Origin of the sequence: Chryseobacillus diguaensis, assembly GCF_049220665.1 — a bacterium.
In the GTDB taxonomy this organism is placed as follows: Bacteria; Bacillota; Bacilli; order Bacillales; family Bacillaceae; genus Metabacillus_B.
The window spans coordinates 1-23,496 of the sequence record NZ_JBMKNV010000014.1 but is presented as its reverse complement, the minus strand read 5'-3'; the positions used below and the strand labels follow the sequence as shown (position 1 = coordinate 23,496).

General features: G+C 38.6%; 21 protein-coding genes and 2 pseudogenes. 8 read left to right on the top strand and 15 right to left on the bottom strand.

All coding sequences use genetic code 11. From position 1 onward, the window contains the following. Positions 1–122 precede the first annotated feature (122 nt). Positions 123–1,090: pseudogene (locus ACOT8F_RS17535) on the bottom strand (NAD(P)-dependent alcohol dehydrogenase). Between the two features lie 291 nt (positions 1,091–1,381). Beyond that, a complete protein-coding gene (gene bioB, locus ACOT8F_RS17530; protein ID WP_421653209.1) occupies positions 1,382–2,365 on the bottom strand; it encodes a biotin synthase BioB in 984 nt (327 codons plus the stop codon). A 142-nt stretch (positions 2,366–2,507) separates the two neighbouring features. Here bioB and ACOT8F_RS17525 point away from each other — a divergent pair, with 142 nt between their 5' ends. After that, positions 2,508–3,584, top strand: coding sequence for an NAD(P)H-dependent flavin oxidoreductase (locus ACOT8F_RS17525; RefSeq protein ID WP_421653208.1), 1,077 nt, complete (start codon positions 2,508–2,510; stop codon positions 3,582–3,584). A 122-nt stretch (positions 3,585–3,706) separates the two neighbouring features. Here the strand turns inward: ACOT8F_RS17525 and ACOT8F_RS17520 are convergent, their stop codons facing one another. Continuing rightward, positions 3,707–5,173, bottom strand: a complete 1,467-nt coding sequence (locus ACOT8F_RS17520; protein ID WP_421653207.1) for an NAD(P)/FAD-dependent oxidoreductase — start codon at positions 5,171–5,173, stop codon at positions 3,707–3,709. 171 nt (positions 5,174–5,344) lie between these two features. After that, a complete protein-coding gene (locus ACOT8F_RS17515; RefSeq protein WP_421653206.1) occupies positions 5,345–5,491 on the bottom strand; it encodes a YjcZ family sporulation protein in 147 nt (48 codons plus the stop codon). A 576-nt stretch (positions 5,492–6,067) separates the two neighbouring features. Here ACOT8F_RS17515 and ACOT8F_RS17510 point away from each other — a divergent pair. Beyond that, positions 6,068–7,192: pseudogene (locus tag ACOT8F_RS17510) on the top strand (CapA family protein). A 248-nt stretch (positions 7,193–7,440) separates the two neighbouring features. Here ACOT8F_RS17510 and msrA read toward each other — a convergent pair. Beyond that, positions 7,441–8,397 carry a peptide-methionine (S)-S-oxide reductase MsrA gene (gene msrA, locus ACOT8F_RS17505; RefSeq protein ID WP_421653205.1) on the bottom strand — a complete coding sequence of 319 codons (957 nt, stop codon included), beginning with the start codon at positions 8,395–8,397 and terminating at the stop codon, positions 7,441–7,443. Between the two features lie 256 nt (positions 8,398–8,653). On the opposite strand from msrA, the gene ACOT8F_RS17500 reads away from it, so the two are divergent. Continuing rightward, a complete protein-coding gene (locus tag ACOT8F_RS17500) occupies positions 8,654–9,076 on the top strand; it encodes a MarR family transcriptional regulator (protein ID WP_421653204.1) in 423 nt (140 codons plus the stop codon). Between the two features lie 235 nt (positions 9,077–9,311). After that, complete coding sequence (locus tag ACOT8F_RS17495) at positions 9,312–9,563, top strand: DNA alkylation repair protein (protein WP_421653203.1); 252 nt, start codon at positions 9,312–9,314, stop codon at positions 9,561–9,563. Positions 9,564–9,905: 342 nt separating this feature from the next. Here the strand turns inward: ACOT8F_RS17495 and ACOT8F_RS17490 are convergent, their stop codons facing one another. Next, the gene (locus tag ACOT8F_RS17490) at positions 9,906–10,718 is read right to left on the bottom strand and encodes an alpha/beta fold hydrolase (RefSeq protein ID WP_421653202.1); all 813 of its coding nucleotides are present in this window, start codon (positions 10,716–10,718) and stop codon (positions 9,906–9,908) included. Positions 10,719–11,190: 472 nt separating this feature from the next. Here ACOT8F_RS17490 and ACOT8F_RS17485 point away from each other — a divergent pair, with 472 nt between their 5' ends. Continuing rightward, positions 11,191–11,949, top strand: a complete 759-nt coding sequence (locus ACOT8F_RS17485; protein ID WP_421653201.1) for a DUF4397 domain-containing protein — start codon at positions 11,191–11,193, stop codon at positions 11,947–11,949. A gap of 90 nt (positions 11,950–12,039) precedes the next feature. Here the strand turns inward: ACOT8F_RS17485 and ACOT8F_RS17480 are convergent, their stop codons facing one another. The 7 genes from ACOT8F_RS17480 to ilvA all read right to left on the bottom strand — a co-directional run bounded on the left by ACOT8F_RS17480 (position 12,040) and on the right by ilvA (position 18,413). After that, the gene (locus ACOT8F_RS17480) at positions 12,040–12,645 is read right to left on the bottom strand and encodes a YpmS family protein (protein WP_421653200.1); all 606 of its coding nucleotides are present in this window, start codon (positions 12,643–12,645) and stop codon (positions 12,040–12,042) included. Between the two features lie 10 nt (positions 12,646–12,655). Further along, a complete protein-coding gene (locus ACOT8F_RS17475) occupies positions 12,656–13,474 on the bottom strand; it encodes an SGNH/GDSL hydrolase family protein (RefSeq protein ID WP_421653199.1) in 819 nt (272 codons plus the stop codon). A 105-nt stretch (positions 13,475–13,579) separates the two neighbouring features. Next, entirely contained in the window at positions 13,580–14,173 is a 594-nt protein-coding gene (locus tag ACOT8F_RS17470; protein WP_421653198.1) for an SCO family protein, read from the bottom strand. Between the two features lie 93 nt (positions 14,174–14,266). Beyond that, positions 14,267–15,217: a nucleoside hydrolase gene (locus ACOT8F_RS17465; RefSeq protein ID WP_421653288.1), complete on the bottom strand. Its 951-nt coding sequence runs from the start codon at positions 15,215–15,217 to the stop codon at positions 14,267–14,269. Positions 15,218–15,610: 393 nt separating this feature from the next. After that, positions 15,611–16,453 (bottom strand): DegV family protein, encoded by an 843-nt coding sequence (locus ACOT8F_RS17460; RefSeq protein ID WP_421653197.1) that lies wholly within the window; start codon positions 16,451–16,453, stop codon positions 15,611–15,613. 251 nt (positions 16,454–16,704) lie between these two features. Continuing rightward, positions 16,705–16,956, bottom strand: coding sequence for a DUF2535 family protein (locus tag ACOT8F_RS17455; RefSeq protein WP_421653196.1), 252 nt, complete (start codon positions 16,954–16,956; stop codon positions 16,705–16,707). Between the two features lie 188 nt (positions 16,957–17,144). After that, a complete protein-coding gene (gene ilvA, locus ACOT8F_RS17450; protein ID WP_421653195.1) occupies positions 17,145–18,413 on the bottom strand; it encodes a threonine ammonia-lyase IlvA in 1,269 nt (422 codons plus the stop codon). Between the two features lie 465 nt (positions 18,414–18,878). On the opposite strand from ilvA, the gene ACOT8F_RS17445 reads away from it, so the two are divergent. Continuing rightward, a complete protein-coding gene (locus ACOT8F_RS17445; RefSeq protein ID WP_421653193.1) occupies positions 18,879–20,924 on the top strand; it encodes a sigma 54-interacting transcriptional regulator in 2,046 nt (681 codons plus the stop codon). 13 nt (positions 20,925–20,937) lie between these two features. Further along, positions 20,938–21,582, top strand: a complete 645-nt coding sequence (trhA, locus tag ACOT8F_RS17440; protein ID WP_421653192.1) for a PAQR family membrane homeostasis protein TrhA — start codon at positions 20,938–20,940, stop codon at positions 21,580–21,582. Between the two features lie 37 nt (positions 21,583–21,619). Here trhA and ACOT8F_RS17435 read toward each other — a convergent pair whose 3' ends face one another. Further along, positions 21,620–22,114 carry a dihydrofolate reductase gene (locus tag ACOT8F_RS17435; RefSeq protein ID WP_421653191.1) on the bottom strand — a complete coding sequence of 165 codons (495 nt, stop codon included), beginning with the start codon at positions 22,112–22,114 and terminating at the stop codon, positions 21,620–21,622. Further along, positions 22,111–22,905, bottom strand: a complete 795-nt coding sequence (locus ACOT8F_RS17430) for a thymidylate synthase (RefSeq protein WP_421653190.1) — start codon at positions 22,903–22,905, stop codon at positions 22,111–22,113. Before ACOT8F_RS17430 ends, ACOT8F_RS17435 begins: the two co-directional genes overlap by 4 nt. 286 nt (positions 22,906–23,191) lie before the next feature. On the opposite strand from ACOT8F_RS17430, the gene ACOT8F_RS17425 reads away from it, so the two are divergent. Next, complete coding sequence (locus tag ACOT8F_RS17425; protein WP_421653189.1) at positions 23,192–23,329, top strand: hypothetical protein; 138 nt, start codon at positions 23,192–23,194, stop codon at positions 23,327–23,329. Positions 23,330–23,496 lie beyond the last annotated feature (167 nt).

Here is a 23,496-nt window from a genome sequence, read left to right as displayed (position 1 = left end):
CAATCGCTTTGCCATACCTTTTGGCATATAAAAAAGCAAAACTCGCCACAATATTGGCGAGTTTTTATATTCCATAATGATCGAACGTATATTCCTTTTGTTTATTATTCCTTAAAAGTTATTCATATAGTGATGACGACTTTACCTTGAGCGTGCCCTTGTTCAAAATACTTGAAAGCTTCTTCAACTTCACTCATCTTAAAAGTTTTATCAATGACCGGTTTTACCTTTCCGGCTTCAAGTAGTTCTTTCATATATATTAAATCGTTTTGGTTTTGCCTTTGTAATAAGCTATACATTTTTTTCGTTCCGGAGAGTGAAAACAAAGACCCTAGAGTCATTGTTTGAAACAGTTGTGCACCCGAACCTCCGATGTGAATAAAAGTTCCATTAGCATTTAAGCATCGTTTATAAGCTGTAATCGGATGGTGTCCGTTAACGGCAAGAATTAGATCATACTTCTGTCCTCTTTTGGTAAAATCCTCTTTCGTATAATCGATGACTTCATCTGCACCAATAGATCGCAGAATGTCTAAATTTCTCGTACTGCAAACACCAGTTACGTCTGCTCCGAAGGATTTGGCAATTTGTACCGCATAAGTCCCCACACCACCAGACGCACCGTTAATCAATACCTTTGTCCTGCCTGAATCTTGCCTTTATCCCTTATACCTTGTAAGGCTGTGACTCCCGCCATAGGTACCGCAGCAGCTTCCTCAAATGTCATATTTTCTGGTTTTTGTGCCAATGCATTCTCGGGAACTGATACGTACTCAGCAAAACCACCCCAGCCACAACCGGAAAGGTCGCCAAATACTTCTTGACCTGGATGAAACTGTTTAACATTTTTACCAACTGCTTCTACCCGGCCTGAAATGTCACCTCCGGGTATGGAATATTTCGGTTTTAGAAGACCGAAGGCGAAACGAGCTAAGAAGGGGTCTCCTTTCAAAAGTACCAGATTACCATAATTCAAGGATGATGCTTGAATCTTTACCAGTACCTGATTATCTTCAGGAATAGGCTTAGCTACTTCAGTCAAATTAAGAACATCTGGTGAGCCATATTTGTTACAAACAATGGCTTTCATTAATTTTCCTCCAAATTCCTTTGCTTCCACCTAACATCCATCCCCCCTGATTAACCTATTTATATACCGGCAAACCAAACAATATTAATATTGATAGTACTTTTGGCAATCCTTTTTAATTGTACAATACTTAGTGTATGTAATAAAAACTAATGTCAATTGTTATGTCAAACTCATTAAAAACCCGTAAATACAAGAAAATGACGTATGCCAATTCATACGTCATTTTCTTGTGTCATTTATTCAAAAAGCACCTCAAAACCCTTTAATATTGCCAACAGCCTTAATTCTTTAGACAGGCACGGGTTCAAATTCTATTTCAAACCCAAGATCAGAAAGCATTTGATGGTCCCTTGTTTCTTCCTGCCCTGAAGTTGTTAAATAATCCCCGACAAAAATAGAATTAGCTGCATAAAGTCCCATCGGCTGAAGAGAACGCAGATTTACCTCTCTTCCTCCTGATATCCGAATTTCTTTTGAAGGGTTCACAAAACGGAACAATGCGAGTACTTTTAAGCAATACCTTGGATCAAGCTCGTTTGTTCCTTCAAGCGGTGTACCGTCAATAGCATGCAAAAAATTAACCGGGATACTGTCAGCATCGAGTTCCTTTAGCGTATAAGCCATGCTAACAACATCTTTTTTTGTTTCTTTCATACCAACGATTACTCCTGAACAAGGTGAAATACCTGCTTCCTTTACCTTATTTATCGTTGCAATTCTGTCGTCGTATGTATGGGATGTGGTAATAGCCAAATGATGCTCTTTTGCCGTATTGACATTATGATTATATCTGTCTACTCCGGCTTTTTTGAGCTTCTCAGCCTGACCTGGCTTTAGTATACCAAGGCAAGCACAAATTTTAAGGCCGTATTTTTCTTTAATTTCTTTCACTGCACTTGAAACATGTTCGATTTCTTTTTCGGATGGTCCCCTCCCGCTCGCTACAATACAGTATGTTCCAATATTTAAGGAGGCCGCCCTTTCTGCACCCTGAACAATAGAATCTTTATTCAGCATACGGTATTTTTCAATGGGTGCTTCTGATACAGAGGATTGAGAACAATATCCGCAATTCTCAGGGCATAATCCTGATTTGGTATTGATGATCATATTCAGCTTTACTTTTTTTCCATAATAGTGCTTTCGAATAAGGAAGGCACCATGAAGCAGCTCCAATATTTCATCATCAGGGCTTTCCAAAATAGCGAGCGCTTCTTCAGCCTGTAACGATTTCCCCTTTAACACTTCAACTGCAAGGTTTGTCCACTTCAACTCATTTCCCCCTTTTCTTGTCCTAATGTTTATAGTAGTGAAATGACACTAATTGTGTCAACTAATTATTTATGTTAGTTTACATTTAAACATTTGCCATTCAGCCGTTAAACCATCAAACTGATGGTAAGGAGGTGTATGGATGGAATTTTTAAAAACAGAACTATGCAGGCTATTGAATATTGAGTACCCTATCATTCAAGCAGGGATGGCAGGTGGCTCTGTAACTCCTGAATTAGTTGCTGGCGTATCGGAGGCAGGCGGCCTCGGAACACTTGGTGCTGCCTATATGACAAAGGATACGGTAAGAGATGCTATAAGAAATATTAAAACGATGACAGACAAACCATTTGCCGTTAATTTATTTTCTGTGGAAATGAAGGATAATTTTGACCGGCTATCAGAAGTTATGGAGATATTAACACCAATAAGGGAAAATCTCGGCCTTAAAAAAGCTGGGAAAAAACTTTCAACAACTGACCATTTTGATCACATTTTTGAAGTTGTGCTTGAAGAGCGAGTGCCAGTACTTAGCACGGCATTTGGGGTCCTAAAAGAAGATGCCATGAAAGAAGCAAAGAAAAATGGAGCAAGGATCCTGACGATGGCTACTACTGTTGATGAAGGGCTATTTGCAGAAGAAAAAGGCTCTGATGCCGTAGTTGCTCAAGGGTCAGAAGCAGGCGGGCATAGAAGCACTTTTGATATGAAGAAGTACCCAGAAGGTGCTAGCATCGGAACCTTTTCTCTTATTCCGCAAATGGCTGATGCTTTAAAAGTTCCTGTTATCGCTGCCGGAGGCATTATGGACGGGAGGGGACTTGCTGCAGCGCTGATTCTTGGAGCAGCTGGTGTTCAGCTTGGCACAAGATTCCTGACAGCTTTAGAATCTGGCGCCCATCCCGTTTATCAGAAAAAACTTCTGGAGGCAAAGGAAGATGATACGGTTATAACAAAGTCTTTTTCAGGAAGGCCTGCTAGAGGAATTGTCAATTCCTTTATTCGCCATACCGAACTTTCCGGCATAGCTCCCCTTCCATTTCCGAGCCAAAATACAGCAACAAATGAAATTCGAAAAGCTGCAGCGGAACAAAATAATTCAGAATATATGTCTCTTTGGGCCGGTCAGGGATTACGTATGGTAAGGCAAGGGGAATCCTCAAGCCAGATTGTTGCATGCCTTATAAAAGAAGCTGAATCAATATTGACGTTTGGCTGAAATATTTTATACCATAAGCTGATTTATCGAAAATTTTTTTGAAGGTATTTAAAAAGCAGCAGCCCCTGGTCAAATGACTTCAGGGCTGCTGCTTTTATCTGAATCGATTATTGTTCACGGGCTTAAACTAAGGCCTCTTCTTTCAGAGGTTTTGCTGCAGTTTTTTCAACGATATCTCTTGCAATCCAAACACCGCATGCCCCTGCCTGGGCAAGTCCCCTTGTGATGCCTGCTCCGTCTCCGCCTACATATAATCCTCTGATTTCTGTTTCAAATTTATCATTCAATTTTGGCCTTGCAGAGTAAAATTTCGCTTCCACTCCATAAAACAGCGTATGCTCTGATGCAAGGCCAGGGGTCACCTGGTTAAGTGCCTCTGTCATTTCGATCAGGCTTTTCATTGTGTTATAAGGCAGAACCAGACCAAGGTCTCCCGGTACAGCTTCCTTCAGAGTTGGTTCAATGAATCCTTCTTTTATACGATTTTCTGTTGATCTGCGTCCTTTTAAGATGTCCCCGTATTTTTGGACAATCAATCCCCCGCTTGAAAGGCTGTTGGCAAGCTTTGAAACTTCGTGCGCATATTCGTTTGGTTTATCAAATGGCTCTGAAAACTTATGGGAAACAAGCAGCGCAAAATTCGTATTGTTTGAGCCAAGCTTAGGATCTTTATAAGCATGCCCGTTCGCCAGCATCGTGCCTGAGTGATTTTCAACAACCACATGTCCAGAAGGATTGCTGCAGAAAGTTCTGACACGTGTACCAACAGAAGTATTAAACACGAATTTGCCTTCATATAAATGCTTATTGATCTCTTCCATAACAATATCGGATGTTTCAACACGAACTCCGATATCAACCTGGTTATTGATCATTTTAAGCCTTCTTTTTTTCAAAATCGAACCCAGCCATGTGGAACCGTCCCTTCCTGGAACAATGACCACTTTTTCTGCATGGATTTCTTCCCCATCTGAAAGGATGACGCCTTTTGAATGATAAATGCCTTCTTCTTTCGCTGTGATTAAGTCAGATACCTCTGTTTTAAATCTCATCTCTATTTTGGTGTTTAAATATTCATAAATGCTTTTCATAATTTCAAGGTTTTGCTCTGTACCCAAGTGGCGCACCTGAGCACGCAAAAGCTTCAGGCCAGCAGCATATCCTCTTTTTTCAATATCCTTTACATGCTCAGTCAAAGGATCTGTAATGGTATCAGTGGCACCATGAGATAAATTGATTTCATCCACATATTTGATTAAATCAATAACTGTGCTGTCAGGCAAGTAATCTGTCATCCACCCGCCGAATTCACTTGTAATATTAAACTTTCCATCTGAATAAGCCCCTGCCCCGCCAAAACCATTTGTAATGGAGCAAGCCGGCAAACAGCCCGAAAAATCTTTCTTACCTGCCGGAGCAGGACATTTCTCAATCTTCTTTTGAAGAATAGGGCAATTTCTGCGATAAATATCATGACCTTTATCAATAAGCAAAACGCTTGAATGCGGCATTTTTCTTGTTAATTCATAACATGTGAAAATTCCGGCGGGTCCTGCACCTACTACAATAACGTCATAACTTTTCTTCAAAGATAATCCCTCCGCTCAAGAACCTTATGTTAGCAAATTTCTTTATCCATTGGTAAATATAACAAAGTATAGCGCTTGCGTCAATTATTTTAACGAACTATTTAGCCTATAATATTTTTAATGTTCGTGTTTTATGCAGACATAAAAAGAGAGGCCATTCGGCCTCTAAGGTTAGTTAATATAAGCTGCTCCAATGATAATAAGCAAAATAAACAAGACAATAATTAAAACAAAGCTATTGCCATAACCATGACACCCGTGTCCGTAACCACAGCCCCCTACATAAGGGTAGCCACAACCTCCATGATATCCGTACATTTATTTTCCCTCCATCAACTCTTGATGTTTTCCTTGTAGCCTATGTATGGGTAAGGTTGTATTGACTGTGCGAATGCCCATCTTTTTTGATGAAATTTCTTTTTTATTAGCTCTGTTAGAGCTGAATGCTGATTTTGACACCATGTTGATTGGAACGGAGACGCGAAACTCCTGCAGAGCCTTTTTATTAAGAATCTTTTCTTAAAGCTTTGTTGCTTCCTCACTAGATATTTCACGACCCTTGAATTGGCAGGAACTTTAAGAAAGGCTCTTTTCTTAAACTTTGTTGCTAATAACTCTTAATTTAAGTACTGAAACCCTCATTTCATCAAAAATTTTAAGAAAAGATGCCCCGAAGCCAGTCTATAAAAGTGATTTTGCTCGTACGAATAACAACAATCTTTGCGAAAACTGCCTTAAGAAAAGATGCCCCGAAGCCAGTCAAAATGCGTGATAAAAGCATTTACGAACAGCAACAATCTTTGCGAAAACAGCCTTTGTTACGAAAAAAGGCTTTGTTTTTTTCGTTTTATCATACATTAATAATGTTGGAAAATAATAGAAAAAGAGGAGAATATGATGGGGGTCAAAAAATTAGGTTTTATGTTTATTTGTCTTGCAGTTTTAGCAGGAGGAGAAAGTACACTAGTGAGCACCTCATATGCTGATCAGGCAAATAAAACAATTAAAAGCACAGCAAAATATGTCCAAGCTTCAAAAACACAGCCTATTTCCATTGTTTTTGGAGGAGATACACAATTTTCAGGATCTACACTCACTGCCGTAAAAAATCATGGCGCTGCTTATCCTTTCAGTTATGTAAAAAAAGATTTACAGAGTGCTGATTATGCCGTACTCAACCTTGAAACATCGATTACAAACCTTCCGGACTCCTATAGGGACAGGAGCCAGCGATATAATTTTAAAGCTCCTGCTTCCGTTCTTTCAGGAATCAAACAGTCAGGGGTCGATCTCATAAGCATTGCTAATAATCATGCCCTCGACTATGGACAGCAAGGCTTGCTTGATACGATGAAATCAATTAACAATGCGGGACTATCTTATATGGGCGCAGGAAAGACCATGAAAGAAGCCTTCAGTGCCCGCACTGTCATCATTAAAGGAAAACGCATTAAGTTCATTGCTGCAACACGGTTCGCTCCATCATCTTCATAGTTTACTTTTAAATCCTCAACTAAGGCGGGAGTTGCAGGAGCTTATCAGCTTGACCCGCTGATTAAGGCCATACAAAATGAAAAAAAGAATGCTGATTACATTGTGCTTTATCTTCACTGGGGAGTTGAAAAATCCTCAAAACCTGCCGCGTATGAGTGGGATTACTTAAAAAGAATTGTTAAGGAAACGGATGTTGATGCAATTATTGGATCACATCCTCATGTGCTTCAGGGATTTACCTACTATCCAAAAAAATCAAAAACTGGATCAGTTAAATACGTACCTGTTGCCTTTTCTCTCGGAAACTTCCTTTTCCCTGATTATGTGAAAGGAAAAACGGCTCAAACGGGCCTGCTAAAACTGACGCTCGATGGCAAACAGCCTTCTATTTCGTTTAAGCCTTTTCAAATATCAAAGGATGTCATTCGTCCTGTAAGCTCACATTACAAAAAAGAAATGGATCGCTATCTTCAGTCCATTTCTTACAATGTAACAATAAAAGACGGTAAAATCATCAGAAAATAAAGAAAAAAAGAAAGAAGGGGAAATCCCTTTCTTCTTTTCATTTTTGCCTTTCTTCATTTCTTTTTTAAATCCACGTTCAAAAGCCGAATAAACATATTGGAGTTAATATACTGGGGCAGTACAAGACAGCAGCTTATCAGGAAGCTTTAATCTTGGAGCTTTGGCTGCAACCTTAACAGGCGGATGCATCACTGCAACAAAGCACCAAAACAAAAACCCCTTATAAGCAAGCTTATAAGGGACTACTATTACTGAAATAAATGACTATATTTCTCAAGACCTTCTTTTTCTAAATCTTTTTTAGGAACAAAACGAAGTGCTGCAGAATTGATGCAATATCTCAAACCGTTCGGGCCAGGCCCATCGTTGAACAAATGTCCAAGATGTGAATCAGCCGTTTTGCTTCTAACCTCAGTGCGGACCATTCCATGTGAAAAGTCCATCTTTTCTTCTACTTCATGATCTTCAATCGTTTTTGTAAAGCTTGGCCATCCGCACCCTGCATCGTATTTATCCGTAGAACTGAACAGCGGTTTTCCAGATACAATATCAACATAGATGCCTTCTTCTTCCCAATTCCAGAATTCATTATGAAATGGAGGCTCTGTTCCGTTTTCCTGTGTTACACTATATTGCATAGGAGTCAGTTTTTTTCTCAAGTCTTCTGCCTTTTCTTTTTTCCAGTTTTCATTAATAAATTGTTCTCTGCCAGAACCTTTTTTGTACCGATTATAATGAGCGGCATTCTTTTTATAATAGTCCTGATGATACTCTTCAGCCGGATAAAAAGCGGATGCCGGCAGTATTTCGGTTACAATTGATTTTTGAAACTTCCCGCTGTCTTGCAAAGCTTTTTTTGATTCCTCTGCAAGGTTTTTCTGGACCTCATTATGATAAAATATCGCTGTTCTGTATGAATCCCCTCTATCAAAAAACTGGCCCCCCGCATCAGTCGGATCTATTTGCTGCCAAAATAGGTCAAGTAACCTTTCATAAGGGAATTTTTCAGGATCAAAGCTGATTTGAACTGCTTCATAATGTCCTGTCCGATTAGAACAAACTTCTTCATAAGTAGGATTTTCAGTAGTTCCGCCTGTATAGCCGGAAGTTACTTTTTGAATTCCTGGCATTTTATCAAATGGCTGGACCATGCACCAAAAACATCCTCCAGCGAACGTTGCTAGTTCTGTTCCTATGTTTTCCATTATTTGCTTCCTCCCGACTTTTCTTTCCCTTTATTATATCATTTCCCTTCCTGTTTCAAAGAATTAGGCTCAGCAAGCAATTTATCTTGACAGACACTCAAATTTTATTTAAGCTAAGAAATAGTTCACTTAGTTAATTAATGAACGTAAATTTTATAAATGCTATTTGCTCATTTTTAACCAGTAACTCTTCACCTTCTTTCTGCATAGAAGCTGAAAAACGTGCCAGATGAATTTTTTGCATGGAGGAATTGATTTGGAAAACCGAAAAGAAATGATGTATGAAATGGAAGCGCTGCTTCGAAATGTTTTTCGTCAGCTTCGTCTTGAAATTAACAAGTTGCTCAACCACGAAATGACTCGAAATGAATTTTACATTTTAAAAACCCTGCAAGAAAATGGACCTCAAAAATCCTCCTCTCTCTCTAAATACTTGGAAGTTTCAGCAAGCCACATTACTGCAATGAGCGACTCTCTCTTAGAGAAAGATTTCATTACTAGGGAACGTTCTGTAAGTGACAGAAGGATTATAGAAATCGCAATAACAGAGTCAGGAAAAGAAAAACTGCAGGAATTTCAAGAAAAAAAGACGGAATATTTATTTAAACGGTTTGACTGTTATTCAGAAGAGCAAATGAAAACGCTAATAGAATTGTTCCGTAAAATGGACCATTCTTAAAACTTGCCTAAGGGTTTATTTGGCGAAGGTGATGCTTTTCGAAAGCGGGTAAAATACCAGTTAAAAAAGCCGATCGGCTTTTTTTATTCATTTAAAAGAGACCTGTTCAAGTTTTGAGGAATAGGTCTCTTTTTTTATTCCTTCAGTGAGGCATTACGATAGACATGTAAGGCTTATACATAATTATTTGCGTTATTCAGATACTATTAGAAAAAACTCGGGAGGTACTAAATTCATGACAGCTCCTTATTTATGTCCCAATTGCAAAACGAATCGTACCCGTTTTAATATTATGGAACAGCATCCTCAGGCTGTAAAGCTGGATCCTAAAACAGGATCTCTCGTTAGCCAATACGATTCAGATGAAGCCGGCCCTTTTCATGCAGCCTATACAGGAACGGATAAAAGAGTGCAGTGCGGTGCTTGCGGCCTTGTTGAAGATGAATTTCCGTTTTTAAAATTTGCAAAGTCTCATCCTCTTGTCTGAATTAATTAAAAGCTGTTTTCGCAAAGATTGTTGCTGCTTGTATATGTTTAGAAAACGCATCAAGATAAGCTTCGTGGCATCTTTTCTTAAAATGAGCAGGTGTATAATTGTTTGCTTAAAATTCATTTATTTAGGCGAGAGAAAGGCTGTTTTCGCAAAGGTTGTTGTTATTGGTAAATGCTTCTATCACGCATTTTGACTTGCTTTCGGAGCATCTTTTCTTAAAGTTCCTCCCAAATCAAGGGTCGTGCAACTGAAATTTCGAGTGAGAAGCAACAAAGTTTAAGAAAAGAGCCTAATTAAAACAGATTTTTACAGAGGACAGTGTTTTTGCATGCTTTTTTATTCATCAGCCTTAACATTGACATGATTCTCAATAAATTCGAGTATTGACTTCGCAGTTTCCTCCGGTTTTTCGAGCATTCCCATGTGCCCGCTATCTTCCAGAATGACTTGTTTTATATGATTTCCTTCCTGAGAAAAGGACTTTTGCAAAGGGGCAATTTGATCTGAATTTCCTGCCAGCAGCAAGACGGGCACTTTTGCATCTTTTATAACCTTATTTCTGTCCGGTCTGTTTTTCATTGCAAAAAGAGCTCCAGTTGCTCCTGCTTTAGATGTATGATAACCGAGATGCTTTACAAACTCTATTTCAGCAGTCCTCATTTCCATATTTTGAGGGGCAAACAGATTCGGAACAAGTTCATCGATAAAGGGCTTTATTCCTTCCTTTTCAATTTTTTCTTTTCCAGCATCACGTTTTGCTTTCCCTTCTTCCGTGTCAGGAAATGCAGTTGAATGAAGAAGACCGAAAGAGGCGATCATCTTCGGGTATTTTTCAGCAAATGCAAGAGTCACATATCCCCCTAGCGAGTGGCCAAAAATAGAAGCATGGTCAATTTTTAAATCTTTCAGCACTTCGTGAATATCCTCTGCCATATCCTCTACACCATAAGGTTCGTCCGTCGTTGTAGTACCTCCATGCCCTCTTAGGTCAAATGCCAGCACACGGTGTTTTTCCGACAGGAGAGGAATAAGGTATTTAAAATATTCGTGGCTGCCGCAAAAACCGTGAAGGAGAACAATGGTATCACCGACTCCCTCATCTATGTAACCAATCATTTTGTCGCCGTGCGTATACTCATAATAATTCATATTGTCCCTCCTTAGCATCCTTCTATATGTTTTTCCCAATTCAGTCTCCATCAAACCTGTCTTTAAAAAAGAAACCCAATCTAAATGCCCCGTAGCACTTTTTAAGAGTAAGAATTCAGCAGAGATTTCAATACTTTAAGACGAACAGCAAATAGAGAGATATATCTTCTTTCATTTTGTATAATGGCTGTTTCACTCCTCTTTATTTTTGTTTACATAATATTATTATCATTTGATTTTTTGAGAGGCTGTTTTCGCAGAGATTGTTGTTTTTCGTACATGCTGTTATCACGCATTTAAACTAGCATCGGGGCATCTTTTCTTAAAGTTTTTGCCATACCAATGGTTTCGAGAACTAAATATAGTGTCATGCAACAAAGTTTAAGAACAGAGCCTTTTATAAAAACTGTGACATCCACCCAGCTCCCTTCATATGGTATGAGGGATGAAAAAAAGAATGGGAGTGCATAGAATGCCGAATCCGGAAATAAATGAATACGTCTATCAAGCCCTTATGTATGATATGTATGCCTGTTATTATAAATATTCAGATCCTAATAAGCATGTTATGTATTATCAGATGCATTTAAAAGCCCTGCAGCAGGCTATTCAGTCCCAAGCTGGCTCAAGGGTGCCTTATCAGATGAATTCTGGTATGACATCAGCAAGGGTTTTCCATGCTTCACCCGATGCACCTGCAGTGGATGTGTATTTAAATGGCAATCTTGCTCTTCGGAATTTGAAGTATAAAGAAATCAGCGAATTTATGCATTTGCCTGCCGGTCAATACCGATTGGATATTTACCCAACAGGCAGCACGACCTCTCCTGTTTTATCAGAAACTTTGCTCTTTATGCCTGGAGTAACTTATACCTTTACCGCTGCAGGGCCAGTTTCACGGCTAAAGCTGTTTCCAATTGTAGATAAGCCTTTTGTATCAGCAGGGGAAACGAAGGTTAAATTCGTCCATCTATCTCCTGACGCTCCAGCAGTGGATGTTGCTGTTAAAGACGGGGATATTTTATTTCCGAATGTTTCCTATATGACCGCTACAAAATATATAACGGTTCCAGCTGGAAGAATTGATCTTGAAGTTAGGCTTGCCGGCACGCAGACAGTAGTATTGCCGGTTCCTAAAGTACAGCTTCGTTCGGATACCGCTTATACGATTTTTGCTGTTGGTCTTGCAAACGGCAACCCGCCTCTTGAAGCAGTTTTGGCGAGAGGCTAGGAGCTTTTTTATTTTAAGTTTTTATATGGTATATTCCCCTGCCCAAAAGAGGCTGTCCCCATTATGAAGGACAGCCTTTGCTATTTGGTTTTAAAATGAAAAAGATGTATTTTGCTTATCATCTGTAAGAGGGACAAACAGTCTGAAACGAATATTGTCTTTCTTCAGATCAAAGCGCTCGGCTTTTGCTCTAAGATTACTTTTCAATTTAATTTCGGTTAATGCTACATCAATTGTTTTATTTTTTTCATCAATATAAACGAAATCTGGAAGTGAGTAAGAATTATTAATGTAATTTAAAACGATATAAGCAGGAATATCGAGCTGTCCAAGTGATAAATCCTCCACTTTTAATCTCATATTCCCATCTTTCTTAACCGTTGGCTCAAGTGTAATTTTCGCATCAATTTCTTTATTGAAAACTTTCATTTTTCCAAGCAGATACACTTTATCATCAAGCACAACTTTATAATGCAATTGATCAGCATTTGCCTCCTGCCTGAGATAATGATTGATCATTTTATTTAAATTTTCCTTGTTAGAGCCAACAGTAAGCTCTGCAGTATTAGAACCTTTCATATCCTGTACAGATTGCTGATCATTTCTTCCTGGAAGAAACAGAAGGGCCATAACGAAAGCCGCTACTATAATATTAAGAATCAGCAGAATAAAAAAGGCTGTTTTCCATTTCTTCACAACCGTCACCCTATCTAATAATTTGTGTTTCTTCATAGCCCGGCTTCGTTAATTCCAGCTTTGTAAGCTTATCAAATACTCTTTGTCCGATAAGGGAATATCCTTTTTCATTAGGATGAAAAGCATCTTTATAAAGAATGTCTTTATCATTCCCGCCGCTGTATAAGTCTGCTATTGGAACAAAATCAGCATTGGGATCGTTATTAATAAGACTCATTGCCCCATTATTCCATTCATTAATAATGACATCGATTTCAGATAATTGCGGGAAAGCATATTTAAATGGATTATAAAGTCCTACAAAAATTATTTTCGCATGAGGATTACGCTCCCTAATTGTCTGAAGAACCTCCTTCAACTTCTTTTCGTATTGTACTTGTTCTTTTCGAAAAGGCTCAAAAGTCAAATTAATAAAGTTATTTTTTACAACCTTCATTACGTCATTTCCGCCGATCGAGAGCATAATAATATCTGCACCTTTAACGGCTGTTATCACTTCAGGCCTGTTAAGTCTTTTAATAAGGTCATCTGTCTGATATCCGAGTACAGCGTAGTTAGATACCGTTACGTTTTTCAATTTTTCATCTGTTATCAGTTTTTGCTGCACAAAGCCAATATAACCTTTTTTCTGGTCATCTCCTACCCCTGCAGTCAAAGAATCTCCTATCCCGACAATACTGACATCCCCGCGCTCAAATTGCTGCAGCGGCTTTTCTGTTTTCTTAATTTGTACCGGTTTTACGGCAGGTTCAGCATGCTTAAAGGAAAATCCTTCACACCCGGAAAGCAGCAAGACGACAGAAATGATGATCGCAATTTTTTTCAGCAATTTTATCACCTCGAACCGTCTTTTAAATACCCACTATAACACATAACGAATCCCAATCATAAAACTTTAGTGTTATTAGAAAAGGCAGGACTCTTATGAGCAGCCCTACCTTTGAAGTTTTTTAATATCTGAAAGCATCTCATTAAAAGGCGGTTTTTCTGCACCGCTATAGTTTTTTACAATCATGCCCTTCTGATCAACCAGATAAAAGGAAGTGCCATGAATAACCTGATCTTCATTTACAGGCTTTTTAACAATTGTTTTAAAACTTTGCCGGGCAAGTGCACTAATATCACTATCTGAATAGCCTGTAAGAAAATCCCAGTTACTAAAAGATGAATGAAATTTTTCACCAAATTGTTTCAGTTTAGCAGGTGTGTCTACATTCGGGTCAACACTGAAGGATACAATTTCTAATGGAATGTTTTCTTCTTCCGCTTTTCGCTGAAGAATCCTCATGTTCGCAGTCATTGGCGGGCATATGGTTTTGCAGCTGGTAAATATAAAATCAGCAATCCAAACCTTTCCATCTAAATCACTCTTGCTAAAAGGCCTGCCATCCTGATTGGTAAAATGAAAATCACTCACTTTATCATTCAGCGGACTGGCAACACCTGCATTTTGACAGGAAGAAAGCACCCCTGATAAAAAAAGAATGAGTGAAGCTGATAGATAGAAAGAATATAGGGATTTTTTCATTTACATCACCTTTTTTCAGCTTTAACACCAAAATTTTAACATGTGCCTGATCAATTGAAAAGGCAAATAGCTTGTTTCACATAATATTTAACTCTAGGTTTTAAAGGATTTGCCATTCATTAACGTGTTCATAATACTTTCTGAAAACATCCCATAGTTAAATCCAACAGCTATCCGATGCATGGGGTATTTTTCCAATTTATAATAAGGTCTGAAGTCTCCGATACTGAGCCCTCTTGCTTCCCCTTCCTCTGCAACTACCTTAACCGGCCTTTCTATAAATGAGAAATACTCTTCATTAACTGTTGCCCATAGGGTGAGAACATCATGAAGAGGTCCTCCTTTTATATCCGGGATTATTTTCTTGTAGTACCCGTAATAATAATCGATAAGAGGTTTCAGAAGCTGTCCGACAGGGTCTCCCTTTTGCTTGTAATAGCGGTCCAGATAATCAATTTGCTCTTGAAGCAAAATAGCTTGATTTGTTACGTTTAAGGGAAGTATTCTGATGTGCTCTGCACATGTCAGAACGAGATTTGCAGCATAAGGATCACTGTAGAAATTTGCTTCTGCAGATGGGGTAATATTTCCTGGATAAAGAAATGCCCCTCCCATGATAAAAATATCTTTCACACGAGCAAGAATGGAAGGATATAAAATGTAGGCTGTTGCTAAGGAGGAGAGTCTTCCTATATTGACAATTGTTAAATTGTTTTCGTATTTTTTTATCAAGTTCGTAATTTCATAAAAGTTTTCAAAAAACTGTGCTCCGTTCTTTACTTGAGGGGTGATTGGCCCAAACCCTGCTTTACCATGTATGTCAGGATAATAAACTGGTTTTTCTCCTGTTAAAGATCTCTCCGCTCCCCCGATTACAGGAATATCAAACCTTCCTGAAACCTCTTTAAGATACTCAGCATTTTTCCCCGCATTTTCCCTTGAAACATTCCCATAATCAGCTACGATCCCAATAATGTTAATTTCTGATGCATAAAGAGCATAGATCACTGCAGCGATGTCATCAATTCCAAAATCAGCAAAGATGAGAATATTTTTTATGATTCTCCCACCCTTCTAACAAATCCACTTACTCACTATATGTATTCTGCTGCCCTCTTTTCTAGCCTTACAGAAAAAAAGAGTCTTAAGATAAAGAGAATAATATAGGCAGCGACCTTTAATGGTAAGTTATGCTATTCAACTTTTCTTGAGGCTGTTTTCGCATAGATTGTTGCTATTCGTCATTTCTTAGAACACGCAAAGAGACTTACTCCGTGGCATCTTTTCTTAAAATTCGCAGCTGTATATTGGTCAGTGATCATCTAATATAGATGAGAAAGCAACAATGTTTAAGAAAAGAGCTTTCTTAAAGATAATCGGAAATAAAAAAAGAGTATGGCCTGAAGATTTCTCTTTCAGTCCATACCCTTTATGGAGTTATTCGGCGTAAAACATAAAACCGATGGCTCCCCTCCCTGTATGAGTTGAAATAACCGGGGTTGTGTAGGAAATATCGATATTTACACCAGGACATACTTGCAAAATGGAGTTTTTTAGAGTTGTTGCCAATTCGATAGCGTCAGCATGAGCAATGCCAATCGCTTTGGCAGTCTTCCCTTTTATATCTTCAGCAAATTGCTTTGTCAGGAATTTAACAATTTGAGCTTGGCTTCGAACTTTCGTGATAGGTGTGTAAACCCCATCTTCCAGGCTTGCTATTGGCTTGATATTCAAAAGCGAGCCAATCATCGCTTTTCCTTTGCCGATTCGGCCGCCTTTAAGAAGATTGTCCAGTGTATCTACCGTTACATAGAGGGTGCTCGCTTTTCGAATTTCATCAATTCTTGCAAGAATTTCTTCCTTTGCAGCCCCTTCTTCCGCCATTTTGGCTGCTTCCAGTACCTGAAAGCCAAGAGCTTTAGAAATAAATCTTGAATCCACAACTGTGACATCTCCATCTGTCATCCCTGCTGCCGTTTGAGCGGAGTTTACAGTTCCGCTCATTCCGCCTGTCATATGAATAGAAATAACCTGAAAGCCTTCCTCTAGCAGTCTATTATAAAGCTCTGCAAATTCGCCAGCAGGAGGCTGCGAGCTTTTCGGCAGCTCGCTTGCCTTCTCCATCCGTTCAATAAATTCTGAAGGGCTTATATCAATCCTGTCTGCATATAGATTTCCATCTATACAAAGAGTCAGAGGAACAACTTCAATCTTATATTTCTCAATATCATCTTCGTTTAAATCCATAGTTGAGTCTGTCACAATTTTAACCTTCTGCAAATGCTTCACATCCTATTTTATCAAGCTAACAAGTATTATACCGATTGTTCAGACAGTTTCAATCTTTATTACAGTCTTTTCTGCAAAATAAAGGATAGCGGTTTTGAGATTTCATCATCATATGACATTCATCCCTTGCCCGCAATGGACAAACTTTCTTGCAGACTTTAAAAAAACGGCAAAAAATACCATCATAAACTCTATTGCAGCTTAAAACGGCAAAAAAAAGAGACCTTTTAAGGTCTCCCCCATCAAGCGTTATGTTTTAAAATATCAGATTGAAAAATCGCTTCATAATCACGCCATTTAATGGCTTTTTTCAGGTGCTCCCTAAATGAATGAACACACTTTGCACTAGATTCATTGTACAAAGCTGTCAGATAGGTTTGCAGCCTGACATTCACAATAAAGCGATAATTGTTATCTTCCTCCAGTACAGGAATTTCCATGACTTTTACCTTCTGTCCATCCTTGCGTTTGAACTCCAGGCTTTTGAATAACAAGATATCAATCCTCTTTTTCCACCGTTTTCTTTATTATAACTCAAGCTTATGACGAAGTCTGTCTATTTATACCGTTCTATATAAATTTTTTTAATAAGGTTGTTCTAGACGGCGATCATGGTTATTCGCAGGTGCCAAGAACATGCATCAAGATAAAGATTGAAGCGATAGAGCCGTTTTAACGGAAACTAAATCAGCAAATGAAACAGATCCTTGTCTTTATTGACTTCAATATAATGAAAACCTTTATTTTCAAGCCTTAATATGAGCGGCTCGTAATCACTTTTATTCTTCAGTTCAATTCCAACAAGAGCTGGTCCATTTTCTTTATTATTTTTCTTTGTATATTCAAAACGGGTAATATCATCATCAGGTCCAAGAACCTCATCCAAGAACTCCCTAAGTGCTCCTGCTCTTTGAGGGAAGTTTACTATGAAATAATGCTGCAGCCCTTCATAAATCATTGAGCGTTCTTTAATTTCCTGCATTCTGCCTATGTCATTATTGCCGCCGCTAATGATACAAACAACGTTTTTTCCTTTGATTTCTTCTTTGTAAAAATCAAGGGCGGCTATCGGGAGTGCCCCGGCAGGCTCAGCTACAATGGCATTTTCATTGTATAAATTTATAATTGCGGAACAAACCTTTCCTTCTGGTACAAGCACTACTTCATCCAAAACTTCTTTCCCTATTTCGAAAGGAAGCTCGCCGACTTTTTGCACAGCCGCTCCATCAACAAACTTATCAATATCTGAAAGAGTGACAATTTCTCCTGCTTTCCTTGCTTCAGCGAATGAAGCTGCACCTTCCGGCTCTGCACCAATCAGTTTCGTTTCTGGAGAAACGGCTTTTACATAAGTTCCAAGCCCTGAAATCAGTCCCCCTCCTCCCACAGCAGCAAACATGAGATCCACAGGAACGTCCATATCATTCATCACTTCAACTGCAACTGTTCCTTGCCCTGAGATGACTAACGGGTCATCAAATGGATGAATAAACGTTCTTCCTTCTGCTTCCTGACATTTAACCGCCTCATTATATGCATCATCAAACGTATCACCATACAAGATGATTTCTGCGTATTCTTCCCCGAAAAGCTCTACTTGAGAAACTTTTTGGCGAGGTGTTGTAGTAGGCATAAAAATTTTACCGTGAATTTTTAAATTTTTACAGGAGTATGCAACACCTTGTGCATGATTGCCTGCACTGGCACAGACAATTCCGTTCTCGGTCTTTTCTTTCTCAAGAGACTTCATTTTGTAATAAGCCCCTCTTATTTTAAAGGAACGGACAATTTGCAGGTCCTCCCTTTTCAAATAAATATTGCATTCATACTTGTCAGATAAACGCTTGTTTTTCTGCAAGGGGGTATGCAATGCTACTTCTTTCAAAATGTGATGCGCTCGAATGATCTCTTCTACTTCTATGTAGGTTTTTGCTGTTGTCAGAGGTTTCATGGCCATACCCTTCCTTCATCAGTGTTTATGATTTGCCATTATATCATGAATATTTTAAATTAACAGTTATTTATTGATAATTTATCATAAAATCTCCTTATCCAGCCGGGTAATAATACCATTCATTCACAAAAAGCCAAGAAAGCGATCATTATGGAATTTATTTTATAAAGTAATCAAGGTGCCTATCCATGCATCGTAAGCTGACAAGATAATGGCATTTTTACGATTCGAAAAGCAAATATAAGCGGTCAAGTATTTAACAGCAAGGAAGAATGATTATCTTGGATTTGTATCCTTGCTTTATAATCACTAAAATAGATGAAAAAACTACAAAGTTTAAGAAAAGAGCCTAATAAAAAAACTGAATCAGGAAATGTAAATTTTCAAATAATTTATTTAAATTGGTTTCAATAAGTTGCAATTGGGTGTTATGATTAACTTAATGAAAAGAGGAGCTCATATATGCCCAATAAATCAATAACTCTCATAACCGGAAACAATAAGACGAGACAGGCATTGCACGCACAGCTGGATTCCCTTTTTCAGGGTCTTGTCCATATTACCAGCATTGCGGCAGATGAAATTGACTTTCCAATGATTCAAACAGATTTGGCTGTTTATTCTTCCGATAGATTAAAACAGGATTACGGCTCTAAATCAGCCAATTGTTCGCATGTTTTAACAGCCAGCAGAACCCTGCATCATGACTATATTGAAAAACTGCTGCAGCTGAGAGCCCGTGAAAAAGTTCTGGTTGTAAACGATCATAATGAATCTGCTGCTGAACTTATCGAACTATTAAAGGAGCTTGGCCTAAATCAGCTCACGTACGTTCCCTTCGACTTTGGGGATCACCATCATGATGACATTGAGACAGCCATAACTCCAGGCGAAGAATCCTGCGTACCGTCCTATATTCACAAAATTGTTGACATAGGCGTTCGTCTGATTGACATTACGACCATTCTTAAACTCTCTGAAATTTTGGGGTTACATGAACAATTAAGTATAATATCCTCCCGTTATGCCAAAAACCTAATTAAAGTATTTCAAAAACTGCACAAAGCCGAAATCCAAGGAGAAAAAATCGGCAGCCAATTAGCCAAAATTGTGAACAATCTTGATGATGGGATATTGGCGCTGAACGATGAAAGTGAAATCATTCTAATAAATAAACAGCTTTCTGATTTCTTTCAATTAGAACAGTATGCAAAGAAAAACCTGACTGCAAAACATTTTTTGCCGAAACATGTGCTTCAATTTATTCAAGAAGGTCCTGAGGAAAAAAAGTATTTTTCAATCAACGATGCTGAATTTGTCCTTCACAGATCCTTTTTCCCTGACGGCGAAGGTATTATCGCCACTTTTAAGAGGGGCCATCCGGCTATGGAAGTGGAACAAGCGGCAAGAAAGGAAAGTGCTAACAGCGGATATGCTGCCAACTATACATTTGATATGATTATAGGGAAACACCCTAAGCTTCTTGATGCAAAACACATTGCAAAAAAACTGGCATTATCCTCCCATCCAATCTTAATACAGGGAGCTACCGGGACTGGAAAAGAATTGTTTGCTCAGGCCATACATAATGAGTCCCTGCAGCGTCAAGGGCCGTTTGTTGCAGTAAACTGCTCTGCTTTTAGCGCCTCCCTTCTTGAAAGCGAGCTTTTTGGATATGATGAAGGTTCGTTTACCGGCGCCAAAAGGGGCGGAAAAAAAGGAATTTTTGAACAGGCTGAGGGAGGCACCATTTTTTTGGATGAGATTGGCGATATTCCATTAGAGCTTCAAACATCTTTGCTCAGGGTTCTGCAAGAAAAAGAGATCAGAAGGATCGGAGCCCAAAAAGTCATTTCCGCAAATGCAAGAGTGATTGCTGCGACAAATTGTCAGTTAGCACAAAAGGTTGCAGAAGGTGCTTTTCGAGCAGATCTGTTTTATCGAATGAATGTTTTGACTCTAGATCTGCCCGATTTAAAAGAACGCAAGAGCGATATCCCTCTTTTAGTCAATCATTTTATCGGGCAAAGCGGAAAAATTGCCCGAATAGATGAAGCGGTCATGGACGCTTTAATGAATATGGAATGGAACGGCAACATTAGGGAGTTAAAGAATACGATTAAATATATGCTCACTGTTTTTGACGGAAAAAGCATGCAGCTTCATGATTTGCCGTCATCCAAAATTTCATCTATCCCCCGCAAAGATAAAAAAATGAAAGAGCCAGCCGGTTACAAGCTTACTGTAATGGACAAACGGGACTTTTTATTTATTTTAGAAACCATTAAAAACTGCAATGAAGAAGGAGAACCTGCAAGCCGCAGAATTATTGCGGAAAAAAGCAAAGAATCCAAAAACAATTTAACGAATCAGCAGGTGAGACACAGGCTCGATTTTTTGGAAAAACACCAATATGTCACTAAAGGCAGAGGCCGTGCAGGAACAAAAATAACCTCTGAAGGAATAGATTTTCTATATTCTTTAAAAACTAATTTAGATATTCTCTAAAGGAGTGATCAAGATGCAGTATTCCCTAAAAGAAGAAATTGTCAACGCCATTACGCATGGTCTGGGAGTCATTCTCAGCATTCCCGCTCTCGTGTTTCTTATCATTTATGCAGTGAAATATGGCGATACCCTGGATATTGTAAGCTTTTCTATTTTTGGGGCTTCCATGCTTTTGCTGTATTTATTTTCAACATTGCTTCATAGCATCCAGCATCAAAAAGCGAAAAATATCTTTGAAATTCTTGATCATTCAGCCATTTATCTTTTGATTGCCGGAACCTATACCCCATTTTTGCTTGGTCCTTTAAGAGGTTCTCTCGGCTGGACCCTTTTCGGTATCATTTGGGGCCTTACGATTGCCGGAATTATTTTCAAAGTCTACTTTGTAAAAAAATTCATTATAATTTCAACCCTGATCTATTTATTTATGGGGTGGTTAATTTTAGTAGCAATCAAACCTTTATATGACGGACTTTCCATGAATGGATTTCTTTTGCTTTTATTAGGCGGCATTCTTTATTCTGTCGGTTCTATCTTTTATGTATGGAGAAAAATACCGTTTCATCATGCAATTTGGCATGGCTTTGTATTGGCAGGCAGCGCGTCCATGTTCTTTTGCATTTTATATTTTGTACTGGATATTCCTCCTGCAGCTTAAATTGAAAAATCAAAAAACAGGCTTAACGCCTGTTTTTTTAATTGGTTTGTTTTCGATTGTAAATCAGAAACTCATAATCATAAGGATTTTTTTCATCCTTAATTCCTTTAATCCTGGAATTCACTTCCCATTCTCCCTCGTCAACCTCCGGAAAATAGCGATCTCCTTCAAACTCTTCGCCGATCTCTGTTATGTACATTCTTTCACAGTAAGGAAGAAACCATTTAAAAATTTCAGCCCCGCCGATCACAAAAATTTCTTCTTCTGATTCTTGGACTTGTTTTAGAAACGCCTCTGCGGAGTGAATCACTTCCGCACCCTCCTGTTCAAATGAGGGATCTCTCGTAAGAATGATATTATCTCTTCCAGGAAGCGGCCTTCCCATTGATTCAAACGTTTTTCTTCCCATAACAATTTTATGCCCCATCGTGACTTTTTTAAAATAAGCAAGATCTGCAGGCAGCCGCCATGGCAAATCGTTGTCTTTTCCGATCAGCCTGTTTTTGTCCATGGCAAGCAAAAATGAAATCATACACTCACCTTCCCTTTGATATGGGGATGAGCTTCATATCCTTCAAGAGTAAAATCTTCGTATTTAAAATCGAAAATTGATTTTACATCTGGGTTAAAATGCATCACAGGCAATGGATTTGGCTTCCTCAAGAGCTGCAATGAGACTTGTTCCAAATGATTGCTGTAAATATGAACATCTCCAAAGGAATGAACAAACTCACCAGGTTTGAGCCCTGTTGCCTGTGCCATCATAAGGGTCAGAAGCGCATAGGACGCAATATTGAATGGAACACCAAGGAATACGTCAGCAGATCTCTGGTAAAGCTGGCAGGAAAGCTTTCCGTCAGCTACATAAAATTGAAACAGGCAGTGGCAAGGCGGCAATGCCATATCCTCAACATCAGCAGGATTCCATGCACTGACAATCAAGCGGCGTGAATCAGGATTCTTTTTGATTTGCTCAACAACATCTGAAATTTGATCAATCGTCTTTCCGTTTGCCCCCTGCCAAGATCTCCATTGATAGCCGTATACGGGACCCAGTTCTCCATTTTCATCAGCCCATTCATTCCAGATTCTTACTCCGTTGTCCTGAAGATATTTTACATTTGTATCCCCTGCCAGAAACCACAATAATTCATGAATGATTGACTTTAAATGAAGCTTTTTCGTTGTAATTAATGGAAAGCCCTCTTCCAAATTGAACCTCATCTGATAACCGAACGTACTGATCGTCCCTGTGCCTGTCCGGTCTTCTTTTTTATTGCCTGTTTCTAAAATATGTCTGCATAGTTCTAAGTATTGCTTCATAGTCTTCACTGCCTTTCCGTTCTTGACATCTTTTTATTGTACACGATTATTAAAATCGGAAAAAGTGTTAATACTGAGAAGAAAAGACACGTTTTATTTCAAAGTCCTATCTGCGAATGGGAAAATTGGATTCCTCCGTACATCAAAATTATTCTTCACAATATTTAACCTTTCTTGAATAGAATAATAAAAGTAGTTTCTGCTCAAATAAAATGAATTCCCTGCACCAAAAGCAGGAAATGTACTGCCATAGCAGGATAAATTCACACAGCGAAAGAGGATGACTATGAGAGAGAAGTATAAACAGCTTAGCAGCGAGGAATGGGAAGAATTTTTCTCAAATACAAGCAGAGTAGAATTTCTGTTTATTGACGGTCTCATTACTACAGGCATCATCTGCGCTTTCTTATTTTTAGGACATTGATCATTAAATAATTGCATAGAAAAAAAGCCTGCTCTGCAGGCTTTCAGTTTGTAGACAAAAGGCATTCGGATGTCTCTATCCGTATGCCTTTTTGTTCATTTTTAAGTAATTTAATGCTTTACAGACCTCTTCCTTGGATACTTTTATGCCATTTTTCCAGATTCCCA